This window comes from Methylococcus capsulatus, assembly GCF_036864975.1.
Classification (GTDB): Bacteria; Pseudomonadota; Gammaproteobacteria; order Methylococcales; family Methylococcaceae; genus Methylococcus.
The window spans coordinates 1,851,357-1,875,795 of the sequence record NZ_CP104311.1; the positions used below are offsets into that span (position 1 = coordinate 1,851,357).

The following is a 24,439-nucleotide window of genomic DNA, read 5'->3' on the forward strand; positions in this document are numbered from 1 at the left end:
CGAGCGTCTTCTGCCTATCGGAAATTAGGGGGTCGGTTGATCGGTCGGGATCGATAAGTTACCGACGCTTCGTTGAATATCCATTATCCCTTTCCCGTAATCATGGCCCCCCTCAACATCGTCTTCTCCAACCGCTTCGAAGCCCTCATTCGCCGTCTGTTCGACGATTTGGCGCAAGGCCCAGCCGATCCGTTTGCGGCGGAGCAGATCATCGTGCCCAGCGCGGGTGTGCGGCGCCGGCTGGAGCTGGATTATGCGGATCGCTTCGGGGTGTGCGCGAACGTCGAGTTCCATTATCTGGCGCAATGGTTGTGGGCGCAGATCGGGCAGGTGATCGAGGTGGGCGAGTCCTCGCCGTTCGAGCCGTCCACCTTGACCTGGCGGGTATTCCGGGCTCTGGGCGAGACGGCACTGGTCTCGGCCCATCCACGTCTGGCGTCTTATCTGGAGCGGGCCGATGCGGCGATGCGTTTCGATCTGGCGCAGCGGGTGGCGCGGCTCATGGAGCAGTACATTACCTACCGTCCAGATTGGCTGGCAGCTTGGCAGGACGGCAAGCCGGCTTGCGGGTTGCCCGATGCCGGTCGGGAGGACGAGGCGTGGCAGGCGGCGTTGTGGCGGGCTCTGATGGACGAGATGGCGGTGCGCTTTCGCTCATCCCACGGCGCTGAGCGGGAGCATCCGTCGGCGGTGTTCTTTCGTGCGGTGGAGTCCATGGGTCCAGAGGAGACGCGGCGGGCCGGGCTGCCTGAGCGGGCCCATCTGTTCTGCCTGCCGACCATTCCGCCACTGTATCTGGACATCCTCGGCAAGCTGGCACGCTGGACCGACTTGCATTTGTACGTCCTGAACCCTTGCCGGGAATATTGGTTCGAGATCGTCGATCCCAGGCGGTTGAGTTACCTGGAGGTTCGCGGTGATGCGCTGTACCGCGAAACCGGCAACCGTCTGCTGGCAAGCTGGGGACAACAGACCCAGGCACATATCGATCTGTTGTTTGACAAAGCGGAAACGGCGGTGATCGACGATGTCCGGTTCGAGCCGCCGGGTCGGATCAGCCTGCTGGCGGCTGTGCAGGAAGCCATCCTCAATCTGCGTGACCCCGAGCCGGCTTCCTGCGCGTCTGTGGCCTTGGACCGCAGTATCGAGGTGCATGTCTGCCATTCGCTGGTGCGGGAGCTGGAGGTGCTGCACGATCAGTTGCTGGCGATGCTCGGGGAGGAAATCCCGCACGCCAGCTCAATCAAATGCAAATCCGCTCCTGACAGATTGGTCCCAGAGGGAGAGCGAGGCGATGGAGCGCCGCGTGAGCCTCCACTGAAAGTCTCGGACATCCTGGTCGTGACGCCCCGGCTGGAGGAAGTCGCACCTTTGATCGATGCGGTGTTTGGCACGGCGCCGGTGGCGCGGCGGATCCCGTACACCATCACCGGTTTGCGCAGGGCGGTGGCGAATCCGGCGGCCGCCGCCTTACTGGCTTTGCTCGATCTGTTTGCGTCCCGTTGCAAGGCCAGCGCAGTGTACGAATTCCTGCAGCGTCCGTTGGTGTATGCCCGCTTCGGTTTGGGGCCGGATGATCTGGAGCGCGTCCACGACTGGTTTCGGCTGGGGGGGATCCACTGGGGGTTGGATGGCGCGCACCGTAAGGCGGTGGGGGTGCCGGAGGTGGAGCGGCACAGCTTCGCCGACGGTCTCGACCGCCTGTTCCTGGGCTATGCGCTAGGGGAAGTTCCGGCGCCGTTCGACGGTCGCCTGCCGGCGGCCGACGCGGAAGGGTTGGAGGCACTGGCGTTGGGCGGATTTGCCCATTTCGTCGATCTGCTGGCTCATTGGCATCGCGTCTGGAGCACGCCGGCGACGCCCGCGGCCTGGGGTGAGCGGCTGAATGCATTGGTCAGTGCTTTCCTGGTGGAAGCGCCTGAAACCGTCGCCGATCTCCAGGAGGTCCGCGAAGCCATCGCCGCGCTGGGCCGGCATTGGGTCGAGGCGGCCGTGTCCGCGGCGATTGAGCCTGACGTGGTGCGGGTTGCTTTGGAAGCGCTGCTGGATGATCCGGTCCGGGGCGCGATGCCGTCCGGCCGGGTGACCTTCACGGCCATGGCCAGTCTGCGCAGCCTGCCGTACCGGGTGGTGTGTGTCATCGGCTTGAACGACGGTGTGTTTCCCAGCCCGGACCACCCCGCCGAGTTCGATTTGATCGCCCAGGCCCCGCGCCGCGGCGACCGCCAGCGCCGGTACGACGAGCGCAATCTGTTTCTCGATCTGCTGCTGGCGGCGCGGGATCGGCTGTATCTGAGTTATACCGGCCGCAGCGTGCGCGACAACAGTCATCTGCCGCCGTCGACACTGCTGTCGGAGCTGCTGGATTACGTGCTGCCGCTGGTGGCTGCTGAGGGCGGGAGTCTGGACGAGGCGCGGCGCAGGCTGGTGGTGGAACATCCGCTGCAGGCATTCTCGCCGGTATATTTCGATGCTGCCATGCCGAAGGATGCGCGGCTGGTCAGTTTCAATTCGGAATATTGCGAAGCTTTGCGGGCCGCTCGTTCCCCTCGTCCGTTGGGAGATGGGCAGGGGGCGAGGGCTCATGACCCCCAAGCGCAAGAGCCTGAAAACCCTCCCGTCACCCTTTCTCAGGGGGAGCGGGCGGATCACGGTTCAGCGGGGCCAAACGCCGTGGAGGAACATAACGAGCAGGACCTCGAACCTGCTCCTTTCTTCCCAGCCCCACTGGCCGCACCGGAGCCGGAGTGGCGCGAGCCGAACCTGGAGGACTTGAAGCGTTTTTTCCGCAATCCCTGCCGCTATCTGCTGGAGCGGCGTCTGGGGCTGAGCCTGGCCGAGGGCGAGGCGGAACTGGCCGACGAGGAGCCGTTCCTCCCGCGGTACTTCGACCGTGGCGAGGTCGCCGAGCGGCTGCTGCCGCTGATATTGTCCGGTGCCACAGAGGAGGCGGTCGAGGCGGCGGCGCGGGCGGGCAACGAGTATCCGCAAGGACGGCTCGGCGAAGTGCTGCTCGAAGGGGAGCTGGCGCGGATTCGGGATTATGCGGAGCGGATCGCGGAACAGACGCGGGAGGACCCTTTGGAGCCGCTGGCGGGTACGCTGGTATTCGAGATCGAGGGCGAAACTTGGGCCCTAAGCGGCGCGCTCGGGCAGGTGCGGCCGCGTGGGCTGGTGCGCTGGCGCTACGACGATACCCGGCCGGTGGATTATCTGTCCGGCTGGCTTGATCACCTGTTCCTGAATGCGTTGGCAGCTCGAGGGGTGGCGCCGGCCACGACCTGGATCTCGCGGGATGGCGAATACCGGCTCCGGCCGGTGGCCGCGGCGCAAGAACGATTGCGCGAACTGGTGGCGCTGTACCGGGAGGGCCTACGCTTGCCGCTGCATTTCTTTCCCAGGAGCGCCTGGGCTTGTGCCTTGAAGCTGAGGCAGGGCGAATCCGAGGCTGCCGAGCGGGAGGCACGCAAGCGCTGGGAAGGTTCCGATCACCGCCGCGGCGAATCCGAAGACCCCGCCTGCCGCCAGGCCCTGAGGGGGCAGGCCGATCCCCTGGACGGCGAGTTCTTCCGCGCGGCCCAAACGATGTTCGGCCCGCTGCTGGATCATCTGGAAGACGAGCGCATCGCATGAGTGTGGCACTATCCCTGGACGCGTTCCGCTGCCCACTGGCGGGCATCAACCTGATCGAAGCCTCCGCCGGCACCGGTAAGACCTGGAACATCTGCGGCCTGTACCTGCGACTGCTGCTGGAGCAGGAGCGGGCGGTCCAGGACATTCTGGTCGTGACCTTCACCAACGCGGCGACGGCCGAGCTGCGCGATCGCATCCGCGGCCGGATCGTCGAGACCTTGGGGTTCCTGAATGGAGCGGGGTGGACGGCGGGCGATCCTTTCGTGCCCGGTCTGGTGTCGGCGCTCGAAGGGACGCTGGACCGGACGGCGATGCGGCAGCGGCTGCACCGGGCGCTGCTTGCTTTCGACGAGGCTGCGATCTTCACCATCCACGGCTTCTGCCAGCGCGCTCTGGCCGGCACGCCGTTCGCCGCGGGTCTCCCGTTCGCCCTGGAGCTGGTGCAGGATGATGCGATGCTGGCACAGGAAGTCGCCAATGATTTCTGGCGCCGCCGCGTCGCGGCCGGAGACCTGAGCAGGCTCATGATCGCCCATCTGCTGGAGGCCGGCGACGATCCGGAGAAATACGCAAATCTGCTCAGACGCGCGCTGGCCAAGCCGCTGTCGGACCGGCGTTGGCCCGAGCCGGTGGAGCCGCCGGACGAGGGGGACGAGCAGGCTTTGCTGGCCGCGTTCGGCGAGGCACGGCGGCTGTGGCAGGCCGATGCGTCCGGCATTGTCCGGCTGTTGGAAGAGGCGATCGATCAGCTCAACGGCGTGTCCTACAAAGTGGCCTCCCTTGAAACGGCGCGAAGAGGCTGGGAGGCGTGGTTCGCTACGAACGATCCGCTGGCGCCGGTGGAGGACAAGATCCGGCTGTTCCGGGCAGCGGTGCTGAAGCGGGGGACGAAAAAAGGCAACACGGCGCCGTCCCATCCGTTTTTCGATGCGGCCGAAAATCTGCTGGCGCTCAAAGACGGCATTCGGGAGCGCCTGACGGCCGCGCGCCTGAGGCTGCTCCGGGATCTCGTCGAACAAGGCGCGGAGGCCCTGCGAGCGGAAAAACGCCGGCGGCGGGTCATCGGTTTCGATGACATGCTGTGGAACGTCCATGAGGCCCTGACTTCGGGTCGCTATCCCCGGCTGGCCCATGCCCTGCGCAGCCGTTATCCGGTGGCGCTGATCGACGAGTTCCAGGATACTGATCCACTGCAGTTCGCCATCTTCCGCGCGCTCTACCTGGCCGAAGGCGCAGTGTCCGGGCCGGTGTTCCTGGTCGGCGACCCCAAGCAGGCGATATACAGCTTCCGCAATGCCGATCTCTACACCTACCTCGGTGCACGCCGTCACGCCAGCCGAGAATACACACTGGTGGAAAACCAGCGTTCGGTGACGGGCGTGATCGAAGCCTGCAACGCCCTGTTCGGTGCCAACCGCCGTGCCTTCCTGCTCGACGGCCTCGAGTACCGTCCCGTCAGGCCGGGAGCGAAACCACGCCCCTCTTTCACCGACCCGACCGAGCCGCGCGCGCCGTTCCAGGTCTGGCTGCTGCCGAAGGACGAGGCGGGCGGTTGGTTGCTGCGGGCGGAGGCGATGCGGCGCTGCACCGACACCGCCGCTGCCGAGATCGCCCGTCTGATCCAGGAAGGCAGAGCAGGGCGTATCCGGCTCGGTGAGCGGGTCTTGCGGGCATCGGACATCGCGGTGCTGGTGCGCAGCCATGCTCAGGGGCGGCGTATCCGCCAGGCTCTGGCAAGGCTGGGGGTCGGCAGCGTGGAACTGTCGCAGGCCAGTGTGTTCCACACGCCCGAGGCGGAGGAAATCGAACGCATCCTGCGGGCGGTGCTCGATCCTGGCCGCGACCGCCTGCTGCGGGCCGCCCTGGCGACGGAGATCATGGGCTTTGATGCGTCGAGAGTCGCCGAGATTTCGGCGGACGAAGACCGCTTGCTGGAAAGCCTGCTGCGCTTCGGCGAATACCGCGAGCTGTGGCAGCGGCGCGGCTTCGGGCCGATGTACCGGCGGCTTCTGCACGATGAGGGTGTGGCCCGGCGGGCGCTGGCCCGGCCTGACGGCGAGCGCCGTCTGACCAATCTGCTGCACCTAGGGGAATTGCTGCACCAGGCCCAGGCCGGGCTGACTTCACCCGATGCTCTGCTGCGCTGGCTGCAGAGCCGGCGGCGGGACAGCGCGGCCCAGGACGACGCCCAGTTACGGCTGGAGTCCGACCAGAATCTGGTGCAGATCGTCACCATCCACAAGTCCAAGGGGCTGGAGTACCCGGTGGTGTTCTGCCCTTATCTGTGGGATGGGAAGCGTAGCGCCAGGGGCGGATCGGAAGGCATCGAATATCACGACGAAGCCGGCGTCGCGGTGCAGGATTTCCGCCCGGAAGCCAAAGACGATCCCGAGATCAAGAGCCGGCGCCGGATCGAAGACGATGCCGAAACCCTGCGACTGATCTATGTGGCCCTGACCCGCGCGGTGCAGCGCTGTTATCTCTTCGCCGGGGTTTACCGGACCAAGGCGAGCGACGCGGGGTCTTGTGGTGAAAGCACCCGCAGTATGCTCAATTGGCTCGCCTGCGGGAAAGATCACAGTCCCGAGCAATGGCAGGAGGCCAAGACCAAGCTCGATCCGGAGCACATCGAGGCTGGCTGGCGCGCTTTGCCGGAAGCGATCGGCGTCGCGCCAATGCCAGCCATCGTCGTACCTGCGATGGCCGGACCCTCGCCTGACCTCGAGCGGCTGGCGGCGCAGACGCCGCCGGCCTGGATTCCGCCGGCGTGGTCCACGGGCAGCTTCACCTCCTTGGTCCGAGCCATGGAGGCCGGTGCCGAGGCGCGCGACCATGATGCCCTCAGCGTGGCGCCCGTCCTGGGTCCGCCGCCGGCTGCGCTGCCCGAGAGCGACATCCTGCGCTTTCCGCGGGGCGCTGCGGCCGGTATCTGCATCCATTATCTGTTCGAGCGGGCCGATTTTACCGATCCCGCCGGCTGGGACGGTGCCATCGGCCGCGCTCTGGCGCTGCAGCCGCAGGGCTCGGAACCGGCGGCTCCCGCCATGCTGAAGAGCCTGCTGGGCGATGTGCTCGCCACCGATCTTGGCGATGGCTTGAAACTGAGCGACATAGACCGTGCTCAGCGGCTGAGCGAGCTTGCCTTCCGCCTGCCGGCCGAGGGGCTGGACCCGGTGCGGCTGAACGCATTGCTGCGCGATCATGGTTATTCCATGGGCAAGCTGGATTTCCGGGTGCTGAACGGCTATCTGCAGGGAGCCATCGATCTGGTATTCCGCCACCAAGGTCGCTATTACCTGTTGGACTGGAAGTCCAACCATCTTGGCTACAAGCGCGAAGACTACGGCCCGCAAGCGCTAGCGGAAACCATGGTCGCAGAGGGTTATCATTTGCAATACCTGCTCTATACGGTCGCGCTGAACCGTTACCTCGCCCGCCGCCTCCCGGACTATGCTTACACGAACCACTTCGGCGGCGTTTATTACCTGTTCGTACGCGGTGTGCGGCCGGCCTGGCAGGGTGCCGGGGTCTATTTCCAGCGGCCCGCGGAGGACTGCATCGTCGCGTTGGATGCTCTGATCGGCGGGAGGCGGGGGACATGATCGCCGGCGAGTCCAAGCACTCTTCTCAGCATCTGCTGGCCTCCGGCTTCGCCCGTCGTTGTCTGCGCTGGGCGAACAACCCAGCGGAGTCCGAGGTGCTGGAGCGAGCCGCTTTCCTGGCCAGTTTCGCCACCACCGAAGGCCATGTCTGTACCGATCTGGCCGAATTGGCCGAAGACTTCCCGCAGCACGGCCCAGAATCGTTGCGAACACTGCTGCTCGGTTCCGGTGTGGTCGGCGCGCCCCAGGGTGAACCCCGCCCGCTGGTTCTGGATGACGAAGGACGGCTCTATCTTTACCGCTATTTCGACTATGAGCGTCGCCTGGCATCTGCCTTGCGGCGGCTGGCGCGCGGCCGTGACAGGCTGGCGCCACCGTCGGAAGCGGTGCAGGAGCAGTTGAATGCTTTGTTTCCCGCCACAGCCGGCGGCGGCCCCGACTGGCAGAAGCTCGCCGCCGCCCTGGCCCTGCTAGGCCGGCTCACCGTCATCAGCGGCGGGCCGGGCACCGGCAAGACCACCACAGTGGTGAACCTGCTGGCTTATCTGATCGTCCAGAATCCGGACTGCCGCATCGCCCTGGCCGCGCCCACCGGCAAGGCCGCGGCCCGCATGCTGGATGCGTTGCGCGAGCGGGCGGCGCATCTGCCCGGGTTCGTCCGCGCGAAACTTCCGGACGCCGCCAGTACCGTTCACCGTCTGCTGGGCGTGATCCCCGGCAGCGGAAATTTTCGCCATCACGCCGGAAATCCTCTGGCCGTCGATGTACTGGTGGTCGACGAGGCTTCGATGCTCGACCTGAGCTTGGCTACCAAGCTGGTGGAGGCGATGCCTGTCAGCGGCCGACTCGTCCTGCTGGGCGACAAGGACCAGCTCGCTGCGGTGGAGGCGGGGGCGGTGTTTGCCGAACTCAGTGCCGATCCGAGGCTGTCGCCGCCGGTCATCGAACAGCTGGCCGCCCTGACCCAGACTGATCCGGCGGCCATCGTCACCGCTGCGCCCGTCCGTCCCACCCCGCTCGAGGATTGTGTGGTCTGGTTCAGCCGCAACTACCGTTTCCGCAGCGATTCCGGCATCGGACGGCTGGCGGCGCGGGTCAACTCGGGCGAAGCGGATGCGGTGATCGCGGAATTGCGGACCGGCGGGGAAGACGGAGTGATCTGGCGGGAGGCGGCGGCCGCAGCGCCCGACGCCGGCCTGATCGAGACCCTGCTGGCGGGTTATGCGGATTACCTGAATGTCATGCATTCCGGCGATGCGGCGCCAGAAGCCGCGTTCGCCGCCTACAACCGCTTCCGCATCCTGTGCGCGGTGCGGGACTCGCCGCGCGGGGTCGACGCAATCAACCGCCTGATCGCCCGCGAATGGCGCCGCCGCCTCGGCCTGGGGGCGGACCCTCGGGCCGAATGGTATCCCGGCCGGCCGGTCATGGTGCTGCACAACGACTACGTGTTGAAGCTGTTCAATGGCGATATCGGCCTCGTACTGGCGGCGCCATCCGGCGAACTGCGGGTGCATTTTCCCGATGCCGGCGGAGGATTCCGCGCCATTCCGCCGTCCCGTCTGCCCGAGCACGAGACCGCCTTCGCCCTGACCGTGCACAAGTCGCAAGGATCGGAATTCGACGAGGTGGCGTTGCTGTTGCCAGACCGTGTCTCGCCTGTACTCACCCGAGAGCTGATTTACACCGGCATCACCCGCGGAAAGCGTACCGTATCTCTCATCGGCGCTGCTCCCGTGCTGGCGGAGGCCATTCGCCGTCGCACCCGCCGCTATTCCGGCTTGATCGCCCGCCTGAAAGAGATTCCGTGAAGGATGAAAGGAGGGGCGTCATGAGCCGGGTCATGCGTTTCCGAAGGCAGATCGTCGTCGCGGCCGTCGTGGCTTTTCCGGCTTCCTCGTTTGCCGACCCGGTAAGGGTGCCGCTGTGGCCGGACAGCGGCACCGGCCGGCTGGCCGCGCTGGCGCTGATTCAGACCCTCAACGCCGAGATTCTGGCGAGTCGGAGCGCGACGGCGGTGCTGGAAAGATGGTGCAGCGATTATCATCTGGCCGCCGCGCCGCATATCGTGGCGGAGCGGATGAGGGTAGAGGCCAAGGCGCCCGATGCCGAACAGCTCCAGCGCCTGGGCGTGGCGTCCGCCGCTGAGCTGAAATTCCGCCATGTCCGGCTCAAGTGCGGCGAGCGGGTGCTGTCCGAGGCAGACAACTGGTACGCCCCCGCCCGCCTGACGGCCGAGATGAATCGGCTGCTGGAAACCACCGATACGCCGTTCGGCAAGGCCGTCGCCGCGCTCGTGCCCTACCGTCAGACCTTCTCCGCCCGCCTGCTGTGGTCGCCGCTGCCGGAAAACTGGGCCGTGGCGGGACGAACCGAGCCGCCACCCCGGTCTTCGGCCGGGCTGGCCATTCCCGCGGGATTGTTCGAGCACCGTGCCGTGCTGTACACGCGCGATAATCTGCCGTTATCCGAAGTGCATGAGGTCTATCAAAGGGACATCCTGGGATTTGCCCCGCGGTTGCCTTGAGCGAAGGCTACACGGCGGGAAGAAAAAACTGTTGGCAAGAATCGAATGCCTCATTATAATGCTTCCTTCTTGTCGAATTACGACAGGCGCGTAGCTCAGTTGGTTAGAGCACCACCTTGACATGGTGGGGGTCGTTGGTTCGAGTCCAATCGCGCCTACCAGATATCCCGGGAAGCATCGCGAGGCGATGCTTTTTTGTTTGGGGGTTCGAGTCAGACCACGAGTTCCATAATTATGCCCGTCGTTACCTTGCCCGACGGTTCTCGCCGGGAATTCGATCATCCCGTCACCCTCCTGCAGGTGGCCGAGTCCATCGGGCCGGGCCTTGCCAGGGCCGCGCTGGCCGGGCGGGTGAATGGCCGGCTCGTCGATCTCTCCTATCGCATTGAAGCCGATGCCCAGGTTGCGTTGGTCACCGCGCGCGATGCCGACGGCGTTGAAGTCATCCGCCATTCCACCGCCCATCTGCTGGCCCAGGCCGTCAAGGCGCTCTATCCCAAGGCCCAGGTGACCATCGGCCCGGTCATTCAGGACGGTTTTTATTACGATTTTTCCTACGAACGTCCTTTCACGCCGGAGGACCTGGAGGCGATCGAGGCCAAAATGCATGAGCTGGCGGCCCAGGCGCTGCCGGTCGAGCGCAGGACCATGTCCCGCGAGGAAGCCATCGCCTATTTCCACAGTCTGGGCGAAGATTACAAGGCCCGGATCATCGAGGCGATCCCGGCGGGCGAGGTGATTTCGCTGTATTCCCAGGGTGATTTCACCGATTTGTGCCGCGGCCCGCACGTGCCGGACACCGGCCGGCTCAAAGCCTTCAAGTTGATGAAGATCGCCGGCGCCTACTGGCGCGGCGACTCGCGCAATGAAATGCTGCAGCGCATCTACGGCACGGCCTGGGGAGACAAGAAAGAACTCGCCGCCTACCTGCAGCGGCTGGAAGAGGCGGAACGGCGCGATCACCGCAAACTCGGCAAGGCGCTGGATCTGTTCCACATGCAGGAGGAGGCCCCCGGCATGGTGTTCTGGCATCCCAAGGGCTGGACCCTGTGGCAGGAGATCGAGCAGTACATGCGGCGGGTCTTCCGTGACAACGGCTACCAGGAAATCCGTACGCCGCTGGTGGTGGCCAGGACTTTGTGGGAGCGCTCCGGCCACTGGGAAAAATTTTCGGACGAGATGTTCACCACGGCGTCGGAAGAGCGCGACTATGCCATCAAGCCGATGAATTGTCCCTGCCACGTGCAGGTCTACAACCAGGGCTTGAAGAGCTATCGCGATCTGCCATTGCGGTTGGCCGAGTTCGGTTCCTGTCATCGCAATGAGCTTTCCGGCACCTTGCACGGACTGATGCGGGTACGTGGTTTCACTCAGGACGATGCGCACATTTTCTGCACCGAGGAGCAGATCCAGGATGAGGTGTCGCGCTTCATCGACCTGTTGTTCAAGGTGTATACCGATTTCGGTTTCAGCGAGGTTCAGATCAAGCTGTCCACCCGGCCGGAAAAGCGGGTCGGTTCAGACGAGGTCTGGACCAAGGCCGAGCATGCGCTGGAAACGGCACTGAACGCCAAGGGCCTGGACTGGGATCTGCAACCCGGCGAGGGCGCGTTCTACGGTCCCAAGATCGAGTTTTCACTGAAGGACTGTCTGGACCGCGTCTGGCAGTGCGGCACCATTCAGGTGGATTTTTCCATGCCGGCCCGGCTTGGAGCGACCTACGTCGCCGAGGACGGCGCGCGCCGTGTGCCGGTCATGCTGCACCGGGCGATTCTCGGTTCCATGGAGCGGTTTGTCGGAATTCTGACAGAACACTATGCCGGGCACTTTCCTTTGTGGCTGGCGCCGGTGCAGGCGGTGGTGCTCAACATCACCGACCGCCAGGCCGATTACACCCGGGAAGTGGCACAAGAGTTTGTCTCTAAAGGATTTAGAGTCATCGCCGACTTGAGAAATGAGAAGGTCGGCTTTAAAATCCGCGAACATTCCATGCAGCGGGTACCTTATTTGCTTATCGTTGGCGATAAGGAGGTCGAAGCGGGAAGCGTCAGCTTGCGGACGCAAGACGGTAAGGATCACGGCAGTTTCGGGATAGGTGATCTGGTGGCGAAGTTCACCGAGGAAACGATGAAGCGCGCCGTGAGTCATTAACACATCGGAGGACTGGAGTTATCACTGCCAACGACAACAAGAAAGAGCCGCGACTCAATGAGGAGATCACGGCCCCCGCCGTCAGACTGATAGGCGCGGATGGACAACAGCTCGGGATAGTTTCTTCGCGAGAGGCCAGACAGATCGCCTACGATGCCGATCTGGATCTGGTCGAGATCTCGCCCGGTTCGGATCCGCCGGTGTGCCGGATCATGAACTACGGCAAGTATCGGTTCGAACAGAACAAGAAGCTTCAGGCTTCCAAGAAGAAGCAGAAGCTGATCCAGATCAAGGAAATCAAATTTCGTCCGGGTACGGACGAAGGCGACTACCAGGTCAAGCTGCGCAGTCTCATTCGCTTTCTGAATGACGGCGACAAGGCCAAGATCACCGTGCGGTTCCGCGGGCGCGAACTGGCGCACCGCGAACTCGGTATGGACCTCTTGAAACGGATCGAAACGGATCTGGAAGAATACGCGTCGGTGGAACAGTTCCCGAAACTGGAGGGGCGTCAGATGAGTATGACGCTGGCCCCCAAGAAGAAAAAGGCTTAGAGACTCTGGAGAATTACAGAAATGCCCAAGATCAAAACCAATCGCGGCGCAGCCAAGCGCTTCAAGCGGACCGGTTCCGGCGGCTTCAAGTGTGTGCAGTCGCACCGCCGCCACATCCTGACCAAGAAGTCCACCAAGCGCAAGCGCCAACTGCGCAGGCCGGACATGGTGCATCCGTCCGACGTGCGTGCAGTGGCGCGCATGCTGCCGTATACCTGATCAGCCCCGTTACCGAGTTACCGCAAGAGGAATGAGCCATGGCACGAGTCAAGCGCGGAGTGATAGCGCGCGCCCGTCACAAGAAGGTCCTGAAGCAGGCCAAAGGTTATTACGGCGCCCGCAGCCGTGTTTACCGCGTCGCCAAACAGGCGGTCATCAAGGCGGGCCAATACGCCTACCGTGACCGCCGCCAGAGGAAGCGCCAGTTTCGCGCCCTGTGGATTACCCGCATCAATGCCGGCGCCCGCGAATTCGGCCTGTCCTACAGCCGTTTCATCAGCGGCCTGAAGAAGGCTTCCATCGAGATCGATCGCAAGGTCCTGGCCGACCTGGCCGTACGCGACAAGGACGCCTTCGCGGAGCTGGCCCGCATTGCCCAGGGCTGAGTACCCACGCCGCACCCGGCGGAAGGCATCGGGCTTTCCGCTGGATCTCTTTAGTCGCCATCAAGATTAGCCCGTCGTGAATTCGTCGCCCGAGTCCACCCTGGAACAAGCCGCGCGCCTGTTGGCCGAGGCCGGAAACGTCGCCGAGCTGGACCAGGTCCGGGTGCGGTATTTGGGCAAGAAGGGCGAGTTCACCGAGCAGATGAAGAAGCTCGGGGCGTTGTCGCCGGAGGACCGCAAGGAATTCGGCCAGCGTATCAACCGGGCGCGCGATGAGTTCCAGAGGCTGCTGGACCGGCGCAAGGCGGCGCTGGAATCCGAGGCTCTGGCTCGACGTCTGGCCAGCGAAACCATCGACGTCACACTTCCAGGCCGTGGCCTGCGGCCCGGGGGACTGCATCCTGTCACCCTGACCTTGCGCCGCATCACCCAGATGTTCCGCAGCGTGGGTTTTTCGGTGGTCGAAGGTCCGGAAATCGAGGACGATTTCCACAATTTCGAGGCGCTGAACATCCCGGCCCATCACCCGGCCCGCGCCATGCACGACACGTTTTATTTCAGCGAGCACATGCTGCTTCGCACCCACACCTCGCCGGTGCAGATTCGCGTCATGGAATCGGGACGGCCGCCGCTGCGGGTCATCGCGCCCGGCCGGGTATACCGCTGCGATTCCGACCTCACCCATACCCCGATGTTCCATCAGGTCGAGGGTTTCTGGGTGGACGAGAATGTCAGCTTCGCCGATCTGAAGGGGACGCTGTACGAATTCCTGACCGGTTTTTTCGAGAAAGACTGCGCGGTGCGGTTCCGTCCGTCATACTTTCCGTTCACGGAGCCTTCGGCGGAAGTCGACATCGAATGCGTGATCTGCGACGGCCAGGGCTGCCGGGTGTGCAAGCATAGTGGCTGGCTCGAAGTGATGGGGTGCGGCATGATCCACCCCCGCGTGTTCGAGGCGGTCGGCATCGATCCGGAGCGCTACAGCGGCTTCGCGTTCGGGCTTGGGGTCGAGCGCCTGACCATGCTGCGCTACGGCATCAACGATCTGCGCCTGTTCTTCGAAAACGACCTCAAATTCCTGCGGCAGTTCAAGCCGTTCTGATCCCGAAAGTTTCTGCCGAACGACCGACATGCGCCTGAGCGAAGCCTGGTTACGTCAATACGTCAATCCCGTGGTCGACACGGCCGGGCTGGTCCACCAGCTGACCATGGCGGGCCTCGAAGTCGATGGCGCCGAACCCGTGGCGGCCGATTTCAGCGGAGTGGTGGTGGCGCGAATCCTGGAAGCGGCCCCGCATCCCGAAGCCGACCGCCTGCAGATCTGCCGGGTCGACGCCGGCCTCGGCGAGCATCTCCAGATCGTCTGCGGAGCGGCCAATGCTCGTGCCGGCCTGGTGGCGCCTTTGGCGATGGAAGGCGCGGTATTGCCTGGCCCTTTGAAGATCAAGCGTTCCCGCCTGCGTGGCGTCGAATCCTTCGGCATGCTGTGCTCGGCCAAGGAGCTTGGTCTCGAAGACAACGCATCCGGTTTGCTGGAGCTACCCGCCGATGCACCGGTCGGTGCCGACATCCGCGATTATCTGCAGCTCGATGACAAGATTCTGGAAATCGATCTGACTCCCAACCGCGCCGACTGCCTGAGCGTGGAGGGCATCGCCCGTGAAGTGGCGCTGATCAACCGGTTGCCGTTCCAATGTGTCGACGCGGGGACCGTCGCCGTCGGCAGCCAGCGGCGGTTGGTCGTCCATCTGGACGCGCCTGAGGCCTGTCCGCGCTATCTCGGCCGGGTCATCGCCGGCATCGACGCCCGGGCCCAGACCCCGCTGTGGCTGAAGGAGCGCCTGCGCCGCAGTGGGCTGCGCAGTCTGGGGCCGGCGGTCGACGTCACCAATTACGTGCTGCTCGAGCTGGGCCAGCCTCTGCATGCCTTTGACCTGGCGAGGCTCTCCGGCGACATCCATGTGCGGCAGGCCCGCGCAGGCGAACTTTTGAAATTGCTGAACGGGGAAGAAATCACCCTGTCTTCCGATGTGCTGGTCATCGCTGACGAAGAAAAAGCCCTGGCGCTGGCCGGTATCATGGGTGGGGAACAGAGCGCGGTGGGGGATGCCACCACCGACCTCTTCCTGGAGTGCGCATTCTTTGCGCCCGCCCTGATCATGGGCAAGGCGCGCCGGTACGGTCTGGCGACCGATTCTTCCCACCGTTTCGAGCGGGGCGTCGATCCAGCGTTGCAGCGGCGGGCGATCGAGCGGGCGACCGCGCTGTTGCTGGAGATCGCCGGCGGCGAAGCCGGCCCGGTCATCGAGACGGTGCGTGAGGATCTTTTGCCACTCCGGGCGCCGGTCCGCCTGCGTGAGCAGCGCATCGGGCAACTGCTCGGCCTGAGCCTGGCGCGGGGCGAGATCGCCGACATCCTCACCCGCCTCGGTATGAGCGTCGAAGAGGACGAGCAGGGCTGGACGGTCACGCCGCCGAGCTTCCGCTTCGACCTCGCTCTGGAGGCCGACCTCATCGAGGAAATCGGCCGCGTCTACGGTTACGACGACATCCCCCGGCGCCGCCCCGCCGTGGCTTCGGAGATGCAGCCGGCGTCGGAAACGGTGCTCGGGCTGGATCGGGTGAAGGACCTGCTGGCCGATCGCGGTTACCAGGAGGTCATCACCTACAGTTTCGTGTCCGCCGACATGCAGCGGCGGATCGATCCGGAAATCGAGCCAGAAACCCTGCTGAATCCGATTTCCGCCGATCTGGCGGTGATGCGGACCAGTCTCTGGACAGGCTTGCTGGACTGCGCGCAGAAAAACCTGAGCCGCCAGCAGGAACGGGTGCGTATCTTCGAGACTGGGCTGAAATTCGTAAGGCATGGCGGGTTGCTCGAACAGCGCGGCACTCTGGCCGGCCTCGTCCTGGGTCCAGTCCTGGACGAACAATGGGGAGAGAAATCCCGGCGGGCGGACTTTTTCGACGTGAAATCAGACGTCGAGGCTATACTGGGCCTGACCGGCAAGAGCTCGGTTCGCTTTCGTCCGGCGATCCATCACGCCCTGCATCCCGGCCAGAGTGCCGAAATCCTGATCGGTGATACCGGCGCCGGCTGGCTGGGTATGCTGCATCCGCAAATCGAGCGCGAGCTCGGATTCGAACAACCCGTCTTTCTGTTCGAAATAGACGCTGGGGCGCTGCTGCAACGCGATCTGCCGCGGTTCGCGCCCTTGTCCCGCTTTCCCCAGGTGCGGCGTGATCTGGCGCTGGTCGTGGCGCGGGACCTGCCGGCAGCGGATCTGCTGGAAGCCGTCGCCGCGAGCGGCGGGCCCCTGGTTCGGGACACGGTGCTGTTCGACGTTTACTTGGGAACAGGCGTGGAAGCCGGCAAGAAGAGCATGGCGCTCGGCGTCACCCTGCAGGATGCGGAGGACACATTGACCGACGACCGGGTGGACGAGGTCATGGGCCGGATCGTGGCTCGGTTGGCGGCTGATTTTGGTGCGAAATTGAGAGAATGAGGCAATGGCGCTAACCAAAGCGGACATGGTCGAAAGGTTATTTTCCGAGCTTGGTCTGAACAAACGGGATGCCAAGGAACTGGTCGACCAGTTTTTCGAAGTCATCAAGGCTTCGCTGGAAAGTGGGCGTTCGGTGAAACTCTCCGGTTTCGGCAATTTCGATCTGCGCGATAAGCGGCAGAGGCCCGGCCGGAATCCGAAAACCGGCGAAGAAATCCCGATTACCGCGCGGCGCGTGGTGACCTTCAAAGCGGGCCAGAAACTCAAAGCCACGGTCGAAGCTCTTCAGGAATCGGAACGGTGTGAATTGGACGCCGAGCGGACCGAGGAATCCTGACAGGGGTTCCGCACCCCCGGCCGGCTCCGTTTTCCTCCGGAGGTCGCAGGGCCTTTGGCCGGGTGCCTTCCTGAAATCCGAGCCCCGGCTCCCTGGCCCCGATCTTCTTACGAAGCCCGTATTTCGACGCGAGGGACGGGCCTGCTTCCCCCGGTCTGATAAAATGGGCTGTCATCAAACTTTCCGGATTCACAAACAGACATGAGGTCAGGCAAGCCGATCGAAGTCGGGATCATAGGCGGGACCGGTTACACTGGCGTGGAATTGTTGCGCCTGCTGGCGTTGCATCCCGGCGTGCGCATTCGCACCGTCACCTCCCGCACGGACGCCGGCAAGGCCGTTGCCGATCTCTATCCCAATCTCCGCGGCCACGTGGATGCCGTCTTCACCGATCCCGAGGTGGAGAATCTCAGCGGCTGCGACGTGGTGTTCTTCGCCACCCCCAACGGCATCGCCATGCAATCGGCGCCGGTATTGCTCGAAAAAGGCATCGTCGTCATCGACCTGTCGGCGGATTTCCGCCTCAAGGACGCGGACGAATGGGCGCATTGGTATGGGCAAGCGCATGCCTGTCCCGAGCTGCTGAGCGAGGCCGTCTACGGCCTGCCGGAAGTCCGTCGCGATGCGATCCGCTCGGCACGGCTGATCGCCAATCCGGGCTGTTATCCCACCGCCGTCCAGCTCGGCTTGCTGCCTTTGCTGGAAAACCGGCTGGTGGCGGCGGACCGGCTCATCGCCGACGTGAAATCGGGCGTCAGCGGCGCCGGCCGTAAGGCTGAGGTTCCACTGCTGATGAGCGAAACCGGCGAAAGCTTCAAGGCCTATGCGGTGGCGGGCCACCGGCATTGGCCGGAAATCGTGCAGGGTCTGGTGGAAATGGCGGGGGAGCCGGTCGGGCTGACCTTCGTGCCGCATCTCCTGCCGATGATCCGTGGCATTCATGCGACCCTCTATGCCGTGCCGATCGACGAGCCGGGCGACATCCAGCGGCTCTACGAGGAGCGCTACCGCGACGAGCCGTTCGTCGACGTGCTGCCGCCCGGCAGTCACCCCGACACGCGCAACGTGCGCGGCTCCAACCGCTGCCAGATCGCGGTGTTCGAACTCCGGGGGAGCGGCCAGATCGTGGTGCTGGCGGTGATCGACAACCTGGTCAAAGGCGCCGCGGGACAGGCGGTGCAGAACATGAACCTCAGGTTCGGTTTCGAGGAAACCACGGGTCTGCAAGCCATCGGCCTGTATCCATGAAAACGAACCATCCGTCCGTTCTCGAAACCTTGACCACGGTGCGCGACTATATCCGTTGGGGAGCGACGCGCTTCGCCGAAGCCGGCATATTTTTCGGCCATGGCACCGGGACGGCGCTGGATGAAGCCGCCGCCCTGGTCATGCACGTGATCCGCCAGCCGCACGACATGCCCTCGGGGTATTTCTCCGCGGTGCTGACGTTCGAGGAACGCGAGCGCATCCTGCACCTGGTCGGGCGCCGGATCGATGAGCGCGTGCCATTGGCCTATCTGACCCACGAAGCCTGGTTCGCCGGTCTCAAATTCTACGTGGACGAGCGGGTGCTGGTGCCGCGCTCTCCCATCGCCGAACTGATCGAAAACCAGTTCCAGCCCTGGCTGGTACCCGATGCGGTCGGCGACGTGCTCGACCTGTGCACCGGTAGCGGCTGCATCGCCATCGCCTGCGCCCAGGCTTTTCCCCAGTCGCGGGTGGACGCGGTGGACCTTTCCGGCGGCGCGCTGGAAGTGGCGCGGATGAACGTCCGCGCCCATGGGCTCGAAGATACCGTCCGGCTGGTGCATTCGGATTTGTATCAGCAGCTCGACGGGACCCGCTATGATCTGATCGTGAGCAATCCGCCTTACGTGAATCTGCAGGAATGGCGCGAACTGCCTCCGGAATACCATGCCGAACCCCGGCTCGGGCTGGAATCGGGGGAAGATGGCCTGGACTGCGTGCGCCGTATCCTCGCCGGCGCAGCGGACCGGCTCAAGCCCGACGGTGTCCTGGTGGTCGAAGTCGGTTCCAGTGCCGAAGCGCTGGCGGCGCTGTTTCCGGAGGTCGATTTCCTCTGGTTGGATTTCGAGCACGGTGGCGAGGGGGTGTTCCTGTTGACCGCGGCCCAGGTGGAAAGGCACAGGAAGCTGTTCGAGCGTTCGCTCGGCCCGGAAACCCAAGCGGTCGGCCACAGCCTCCAATAAACCGAGCGAGAAACCATGTCCGGAAACACCATTGGCAAACTGTTCACCGTCACGACCTTCGGCGAAAGCCATGGTCCTGCGCTCGGCGGCATCGTCGACGGCTGCCCACCGGGACTTGCGCTGGCCGAAGCCGATCTGCAGCACGATCTGGACCGCCGCCGGCCGGGTCAGTCGCGCCATACCACCCAGCGGCGCGAGCCGGACAAGGTGAGGATACTGTCCGGGGTGTTCGAAGGGCTCACCACCGGGACGCCGATCGGCCTCTTGATCGAGAACGAGGACCAGCGGTCCAAGGATTATGCCAGCATCGCGGACCGCTTCCGTCCCGGCCACGCCGATTACACCTACCATATGAAATACGGGTTCCGCGACTACCGTGGAGGCGGCCGCTCCTCGGCGCGCGAAACCGCGGTGCGGGTGGCCGCAGGAGGCATCGCCAAGAAATACCTGCGTGAGCGGTTGGGGGTGGAGATCCGCGGCTATCTGGCCCAGCTCGGGCCGATCCGGCTCGATCCGGTCGACTGGAATGCCATCGACGACAACCCTTTCTTCTGCCCGGATCCCGCCAGGGTACCCGAGCTGGAAGCCTACATGGATGCTCTGCGCAAGGAAGGCGATTCCATAGGCGCCCGGGTCAACGTAGTCGCCACGGGCGTACCGCCGGGCCTGGGTGAGCCGATCTTCGACCGGCTCGACGCTGAGCTGGCGTATGCGCTGATGAGCATCAACGCTGTCAAGGGTGTGGAGATCGGCGCCGGCTTCGGCTGTGTCGAAGCCAAGGGTTCGGTGTTCCGTGACGAGATGACGCCGGAAGGTTTCCTGGGCAATTCGGCCGGCGGGATCTTGGGCGGAATATCCAGCGGCCAGGACATCGTCGCCAGCATCGCTTTGAAGCCCACCTCCAGCCTGCGCATCCCCGCCCGGACGGTGAACATTCGCGGCGAATCGGTGGAAGTTGTGACCACCGGTCGCCACGACCCTTGTGTCGGCATCCGAGCCACGCCGATCGCCGAGGCGATGATGGCCATCGTGCTGATGGATCATTATCTGCGCCACAGGGGGCAGAACCAGGACGTCGTGCGCACGCTCGATCCCATCCCGCCCAGCGCGTTTTAGTCGGGCGGGTCCGCCCATGCCCGGCACCGTGCCGTACTGGCGGCTTTCCGGCCTGTACTTGTGGTATTTCGCGGCACTGGGCACCTTTCTACCGTATTGGCCGCTTTATCTGCAGGCGCGGGGGTTCGGCCCGAAGGAAATCGGCATCGTCATGGCCGTCGTGGCGGCCACCCGCATCGTGGCGCCCAACGGCTGGGGCTGGCTGGCCGACCATACCGGCCGTGACCTGTTTCTCATCCGCCTAGCCTGTCTGCTGACCTTTCTCGGATTCGGCCTGGTTTTCGTACTGCCGGGGTATGGCGGACTGCTCGCGGCGGTGGGGCTGTCCGGTTTCTTCTGGAACGCCTTCCTGCCCACACTGGAGTCGCTGAACCTGGCCTTGCTCAAGGGCGATACCAGGGGCTACAGCCGGATCCGGCTATGGGGGTCGGTCGGTTTCATCCTGGGCGTGCTCGCCGTGGGCGCGGCGCTCGAAGCGCGGCTTGTGATCAGCTGCCTACCGCAGGTGCTGGCTTTTCTGTTCGCAATGATGTCGCTGTCCAGCCTCGCCATTCCGGCCGGCGCCAGGGTGGTTCACGCGCCCACCCAAGATACTTTGTGGCGGGTCGTCAAGCGGCCCGAGGTGATCGGCCTGCTGCTCACCTGTCTGCTGATCCAGATGGCCCACGGTCCGTATTACAGCTTCTATTCGGTGCATCTGGAGAACCATGGCTTCGACCGTTCCCGCACCGGCCAGCTCTGGGCCTTGGGGGTGGTGTCGGAGATTGTCCTGTTCCTGGTCCTGCCGGCGATCCAGGCCCGCGTTTCGCTACGCGCCATCCTGCTCGGGAGCATCGCCTTGACGGTGCTGCGTTGGCTGCTGATCGGCCGTTACGCCGAATGGCCGGGCGTATTGGTTTTTGCCCAGACCTTGCACGCCGCCAGCTTCGGGGCGTTTCACGCCGTCTCGATTGCCCTGGTCCACCGCTACTTCCAGGGGCGCAACCGCAATCGCGGCCAGGCGCTTTTCACCAGCCTGAGCTACGGTGCGGGCGGCGCGCTGGGGAGTTTTGTCAGCGGCTATGCCTGGGCCGATTTCGGCGCCGAAACGGTGTATGCCGGCGCTGCGGCCGTGTCCCTGGCGGCACTGGCCATCGCCTGGTGGCTGGTCGATCGTGGCCGCTAACGCGCCAGCGTTCCGGGCAGTGATTCCCAATCCGCCACCGGCCCTGGAACGAGGCGGAACGAGGGGTGCGGTTCGGGTATCGACACCGTCTCCAGGATTTCGAGCCAAGCCGGGGCGCGTGCCTTCAGCTTCGCTTTGAGATGAGCCCATTCGTAGGCGATCTGGCCGTCCGTGGCCGCCATGAGGGCGGGCTGCGGGGCGGGGGCGATTTTGCCTGCGTCGAAGCGGTAACCCCGGCGCCCGGCCTCGGCGTGCACGGCTCGCAGATAGTGCGCGATCGCCGCTTCGGGGGCGGGCGTTTGCCGGAACCGAATCAATTGGGGGTGGCGGGTATAGCCGCGCGTCAGCCCCTTCAGCACGGCTTGCGCGAGCAGCGCTTCGCGCCAGAGCGCGACCAGTCCTTTGGCGTCCAGGTAGCGGGGATGCAAGGTCCACAGCCGCATGATGGCGGCGTCTCAGTCCCGCTGCAGCCGCAGGGCGTTCAAAACCACGCCGACTGAACTCGCCGCCATCGCCGCGGATGCGGCCATCGGCTGCAATTTGCCGAATGCGGCCAGCGGAATCGCGACGAGGTTGTAGCCGAAAGCCCAAAACAGGTTCTGGCGGATCACCCGCAGCGTGCGGGCGCTCAGCTCCATGGCCTCCGCCGCCTTGGAAATGTCGCCGGTGAGCAGGGTCAGATCGGCGCTCTGCTTGGCGATGTCGGTGCCGTGACCGACCGCCAGGCCGATGTCGGCTGCGGCCAGGGCCGGGGCGTCGTTGATGCCATCGCCGATCATGCCGACCCGTTCCCCGCGGTTCTGCAGATGGCGGACGATTTCCAGCTTGCGGCCCGGGCGGGCGCCGGCTTCGGCCTGGTCGATGCCGACCAGGGCGGCGATGTGCTCGGCGGCGGGCGCGACGTCACCCGTCACCATGAGCGTACGCACGCCCCGCCGGTGCAGGCGGGCCACGGCCTCCACGGCATCGGGGCGGGGGCGGTCGGCGACGCCGAACGCGGCCGCGGCATGTCCGTCCAGCGCGATGAACACCGGCGTTTTGCCCTGCGATCCCAACTTTTGCGCAGCCTCATCCAGCTTCATGCCAGTGTCGATCCCGTGTTTGTCCAACCAGCGCCGGTTGCCGACCAGCACCTCGTGTTCCTCCACCCTGGCGGCGATGCCCAGCCCGGGTTCGACGCGGAACCCAGCCGGTTCGGGCCATCCCAAGTCCAAGGTCGCGGCGTGGGCAAGAATGGCTTTGCCGATGAAATGCTCGGAGTGTGATTCCGCGCCGGCGGCGAGCCGCAGCAGCGCCGCATCGTTCAGACCGGAGACGTTGATGAAATCGGTGATCTGCGGTCTGCCTTCGGTGAGGGTGCCGGTCTTGTCGAACATGATGACGGTCAGAGCGGAGGCGGTTTCCAGGCTCTCGGCGTTGCGGATGAAAATGCCGCGCCGGGCGGCCTGACCGGTACCGACCATCACGGCGGCCGGTGTCGCCAGCCCCAGCGCGCAAGGGCAAGCCACCAGCAGGACGGTGACGGCGTGGGTGATCGCGGCGCCGAATCCCGCACCTGCCGTCAGCCAGCCGAAAAAAGTGGCGCCAGACATCGCCATCACCGCGGGCACGAAGAAGGCCGACAGCCGGTTGACCGTGAGCTGAACGGGCAACCGGCTGGTCTGCGCCTCCTCCAGGGTGCGCAGTAGGCCGGCCAGGACGGTGTCCGTGCCCACCGCGCCGACCCGGACCTGCAAGGCCCCGTCGCCGTTGATGCTGCCGCCGGTGACACGATGGCCGATCCCTTTCACTACCGGTAGGCTCTCGCCCGTCACCATCGACTCATCCACCGCTGACTGTCCGCGGACGACTTTGCCGTCGGCAGGGATGCGCTCGCCGGGTCGCACCAGCAACAGATCACCGACCCGGACCTCCTCGATGGGGAGGCTCACCGGCCGTTCGGTCCGCAACACCGTCGCCGTCTGGGGTTGCAGTTCGACCAGTTGGCGGATCGCTTGGTGCGCCTGGCCGCGGGCCTTCTCTTCCAGATAGCGGCCCATGAGCACGAAGGACATCACGCCCGCCGCCGCCTCGAAGTAATAGCCGCCGCGCCCAGTCGCGAGAGCGAAAAAGCCGTGGGCGTAGGCCGCCCCGACGCCGGCGGCGATCAGCGTATCGGCGCTGGCGGAGCGGCGCCTGGCCAGTCGCCAGGCCCGGTCGAAGAACTCGCTTCCGCCGCCGAGCAACAGCGGCGCTGACACCGCGAGCTGCACCCAGCCCATCAGCCGGGAACGCGGCGCAAACAGGCCGATCAGGAAAGTCGGCACGCTGAACACCAGCGACCAGAAACAGTGCTGCCAGGCTTTGGCGATGCGGGCTTTCTCCCGTGCCAGCAAAGCCCGGCGCTGGGCCACGCTGTCCATCGGCTGAGGCTGATAGCCCAGCCGCCGCAAGGTCCCGTACAACTCGTCCCGGTCCATCGACGTCAGCACCTGGGCGGTTTCCGTCGCGAAATTCACATTGGCTGCAGTCACCCGCGGATCGCGCCGCAGCAGCATCTCGATCAATAGCGCGCAGGAAACGCAGGTCATCCCTTCGATCGCGATATGGAACTCGTGCAGCGGCAGCTCGGGATTCGTCTCGTGTCTGACGGTGGGGGGAAGCGTCGGCGCCGGTCCCAGGTTGTCCAGCAGCCTGCCGAAGAATACCTGGAGATCGGCCGCCGTTATCGTCGAAGGATTGAAATGTACCGTTACCGAACCCAGCGCCGGCACCACCCGCACCTTTCTTACCGCCGGGTGTTTCCGCAGCAGCATGCCGAAAATCCGGATCCGTTCGGTGTGCTTACGCAGCGCGGGAATGACGATCCGCAGGCGGGAGCGGGTTTGGTGAGCGACCTGAAAGCGTTCTGGCGTCTTCGATTCGGCGACCATGCCTTATGGGTCTCGGGCTCGGAGGAGGCCACATTATACCCAAGCGATATGCAGACCAGGTCAGATCACCTCAAGGTCTGGGGCCCCTGCCGCTTGACACCCTTCCATCCGCCGCTATCAT

17 protein-coding genes and 1 tRNA gene are annotated in these 24,439 nt (G+C 64.8%); 16 read left to right on the forward strand and 2 right to left on the reverse strand.

Annotated features, from left to right (window positions below; genetic code table 11):
- The first annotated feature begins 102 nt into the window (after window positions 1-102).
- The 16 genes from recC (at window position 103) to N4J17_RS09290 (ending at window position 21,406) form a co-directional block, all read left to right on the forward strand.
- Window positions 103-3,633, forward strand: a complete 3,531-nt coding sequence (gene recC, locus N4J17_RS09215; protein WP_232470225.1) for an exodeoxyribonuclease V subunit gamma — start codon at window positions 103-105, stop codon at window positions 3,631-3,633.
- Window positions 3,630-7,235 carry an exodeoxyribonuclease V subunit beta gene (gene recB, locus N4J17_RS09220; RefSeq protein ID WP_198321784.1) on the forward strand — a complete coding sequence of 1,202 codons (3,606 nt, stop codon included), beginning with the start codon at window positions 3,630-3,632 and terminating at the stop codon, window positions 7,233-7,235. Before recC ends, recB begins: the two co-directional genes overlap by 4 nt.
- Window positions 7,232-9,046, forward strand: coding sequence for an exodeoxyribonuclease V subunit alpha (gene recD, locus N4J17_RS09225; RefSeq protein ID WP_198321783.1), 1,815 nt, complete (start codon window positions 7,232-7,234; stop codon window positions 9,044-9,046). Before recB ends, recD begins: the two co-directional genes overlap by 4 nt.
- A 20-nt stretch (window positions 9,047-9,066) precedes the next feature.
- Window positions 9,067-9,762 carry a hypothetical protein gene (locus tag N4J17_RS09230; protein WP_198321782.1) on the forward strand — a complete coding sequence of 232 codons (696 nt, stop codon included), beginning with the start codon at window positions 9,067-9,069 and terminating at the stop codon, window positions 9,760-9,762.
- Window positions 9,763-9,846: 84 nt separating this feature from the next.
- A tRNA-Val gene (locus N4J17_RS09235) sits at window positions 9,847-9,923 on the forward strand.
- A 73-nt stretch (window positions 9,924-9,996) separates the two neighbouring features.
- Window positions 9,997-11,913, forward strand: coding sequence for a threonine--tRNA ligase (thrS, locus tag N4J17_RS09240; RefSeq protein WP_198321781.1), 1,917 nt, complete (start codon window positions 9,997-9,999; stop codon window positions 11,911-11,913).
- 89 nt (window positions 11,914-12,002) lie between these two features.
- A complete protein-coding gene (infC, locus tag N4J17_RS09245; RefSeq protein ID WP_248617019.1) occupies window positions 12,003-12,467 on the forward strand; it encodes a translation initiation factor IF-3 in 465 nt (154 codons plus the stop codon).
- Between the two features lie 21 nt (window positions 12,468-12,488).
- Window positions 12,489-12,686, forward strand: coding sequence for a 50S ribosomal protein L35 (gene rpmI / locus N4J17_RS09250; RefSeq protein WP_198321780.1), 198 nt, complete (start codon window positions 12,489-12,491; stop codon window positions 12,684-12,686).
- Between the two features lie 38 nt (window positions 12,687-12,724).
- Window positions 12,725-13,072 (forward strand): 50S ribosomal protein L20, encoded by a 348-nt coding sequence (gene rplT, locus N4J17_RS09255; protein ID WP_010960034.1) that lies wholly within the window; start codon window positions 12,725-12,727, stop codon window positions 13,070-13,072.
- Window positions 13,073-13,148: 76 nt separating this feature from the next.
- Window positions 13,149-14,174, forward strand: a complete 1,026-nt coding sequence (pheS, locus tag N4J17_RS09260) for a phenylalanine--tRNA ligase subunit alpha (protein WP_198321779.1) — start codon at window positions 13,149-13,151, stop codon at window positions 14,172-14,174.
- Window positions 14,175-14,202: 28 nt separating this feature from the next.
- The gene (gene pheT, locus N4J17_RS09265) at window positions 14,203-16,578 is read left to right on the forward strand and encodes a phenylalanine--tRNA ligase subunit beta (RefSeq protein ID WP_198321778.1); all 2,376 of its coding nucleotides are present in this window, start codon (window positions 14,203-14,205) and stop codon (window positions 16,576-16,578) included.
- A gap of 4 nt (window positions 16,579-16,582) precedes the next feature.
- Window positions 16,583-16,915 (forward strand): integration host factor subunit alpha, encoded by a 333-nt coding sequence (locus N4J17_RS09270; RefSeq protein ID WP_198321777.1) that lies wholly within the window; start codon window positions 16,583-16,585, stop codon window positions 16,913-16,915.
- A 201-nt stretch (window positions 16,916-17,116) separates the two neighbouring features.
- The gene (gene argC / locus N4J17_RS09275) at window positions 17,117-18,163 is read left to right on the forward strand and encodes an N-acetyl-gamma-glutamyl-phosphate reductase (RefSeq protein ID WP_198321776.1); all 1,047 of its coding nucleotides are present in this window, start codon (window positions 17,117-17,119) and stop codon (window positions 18,161-18,163) included.
- Window positions 18,160-19,125: a 50S ribosomal protein L3 N(5)-glutamine methyltransferase gene (prmB, locus tag N4J17_RS09280; RefSeq protein WP_198321775.1), complete on the forward strand. Its 966-nt coding sequence runs from the start codon at window positions 18,160-18,162 to the stop codon at window positions 19,123-19,125. Before argC ends, prmB begins: the two co-directional genes overlap by 4 nt.
- 15 nt (window positions 19,126-19,140) lie before the next feature.
- A complete protein-coding gene (aroC, locus tag N4J17_RS09285; protein ID WP_198321774.1) occupies window positions 19,141-20,241 on the forward strand; it encodes a chorismate synthase in 1,101 nt (366 codons plus the stop codon).
- A gap of 16 nt (window positions 20,242-20,257) precedes the next feature.
- Window positions 20,258-21,406, forward strand: a complete 1,149-nt coding sequence (locus N4J17_RS09290) for an MFS transporter (protein ID WP_198321773.1) — start codon at window positions 20,258-20,260, stop codon at window positions 21,404-21,406.
- On the opposite strand, the gene N4J17_RS09295 is transcribed toward N4J17_RS09290, so the two are convergent.
- Complete coding sequence (locus tag N4J17_RS09295) at window positions 21,403-21,849, reverse strand: pyrimidine dimer DNA glycosylase/endonuclease V (protein WP_198321772.1); 447 nt, start codon at window positions 21,847-21,849, stop codon at window positions 21,403-21,405. The two genes, N4J17_RS09290 and N4J17_RS09295, sit on opposite strands and share 4 nt — an antisense overlap.
- Window positions 21,850-21,861: 12 nt before the next feature.
- A complete protein-coding gene (locus N4J17_RS09300; RefSeq protein WP_198321771.1) occupies window positions 21,862-24,318 on the reverse strand; it encodes a heavy metal translocating P-type ATPase in 2,457 nt (818 codons plus the stop codon).
- Between the last annotated feature and the right edge of the window lie 121 nt (window positions 24,319-24,439).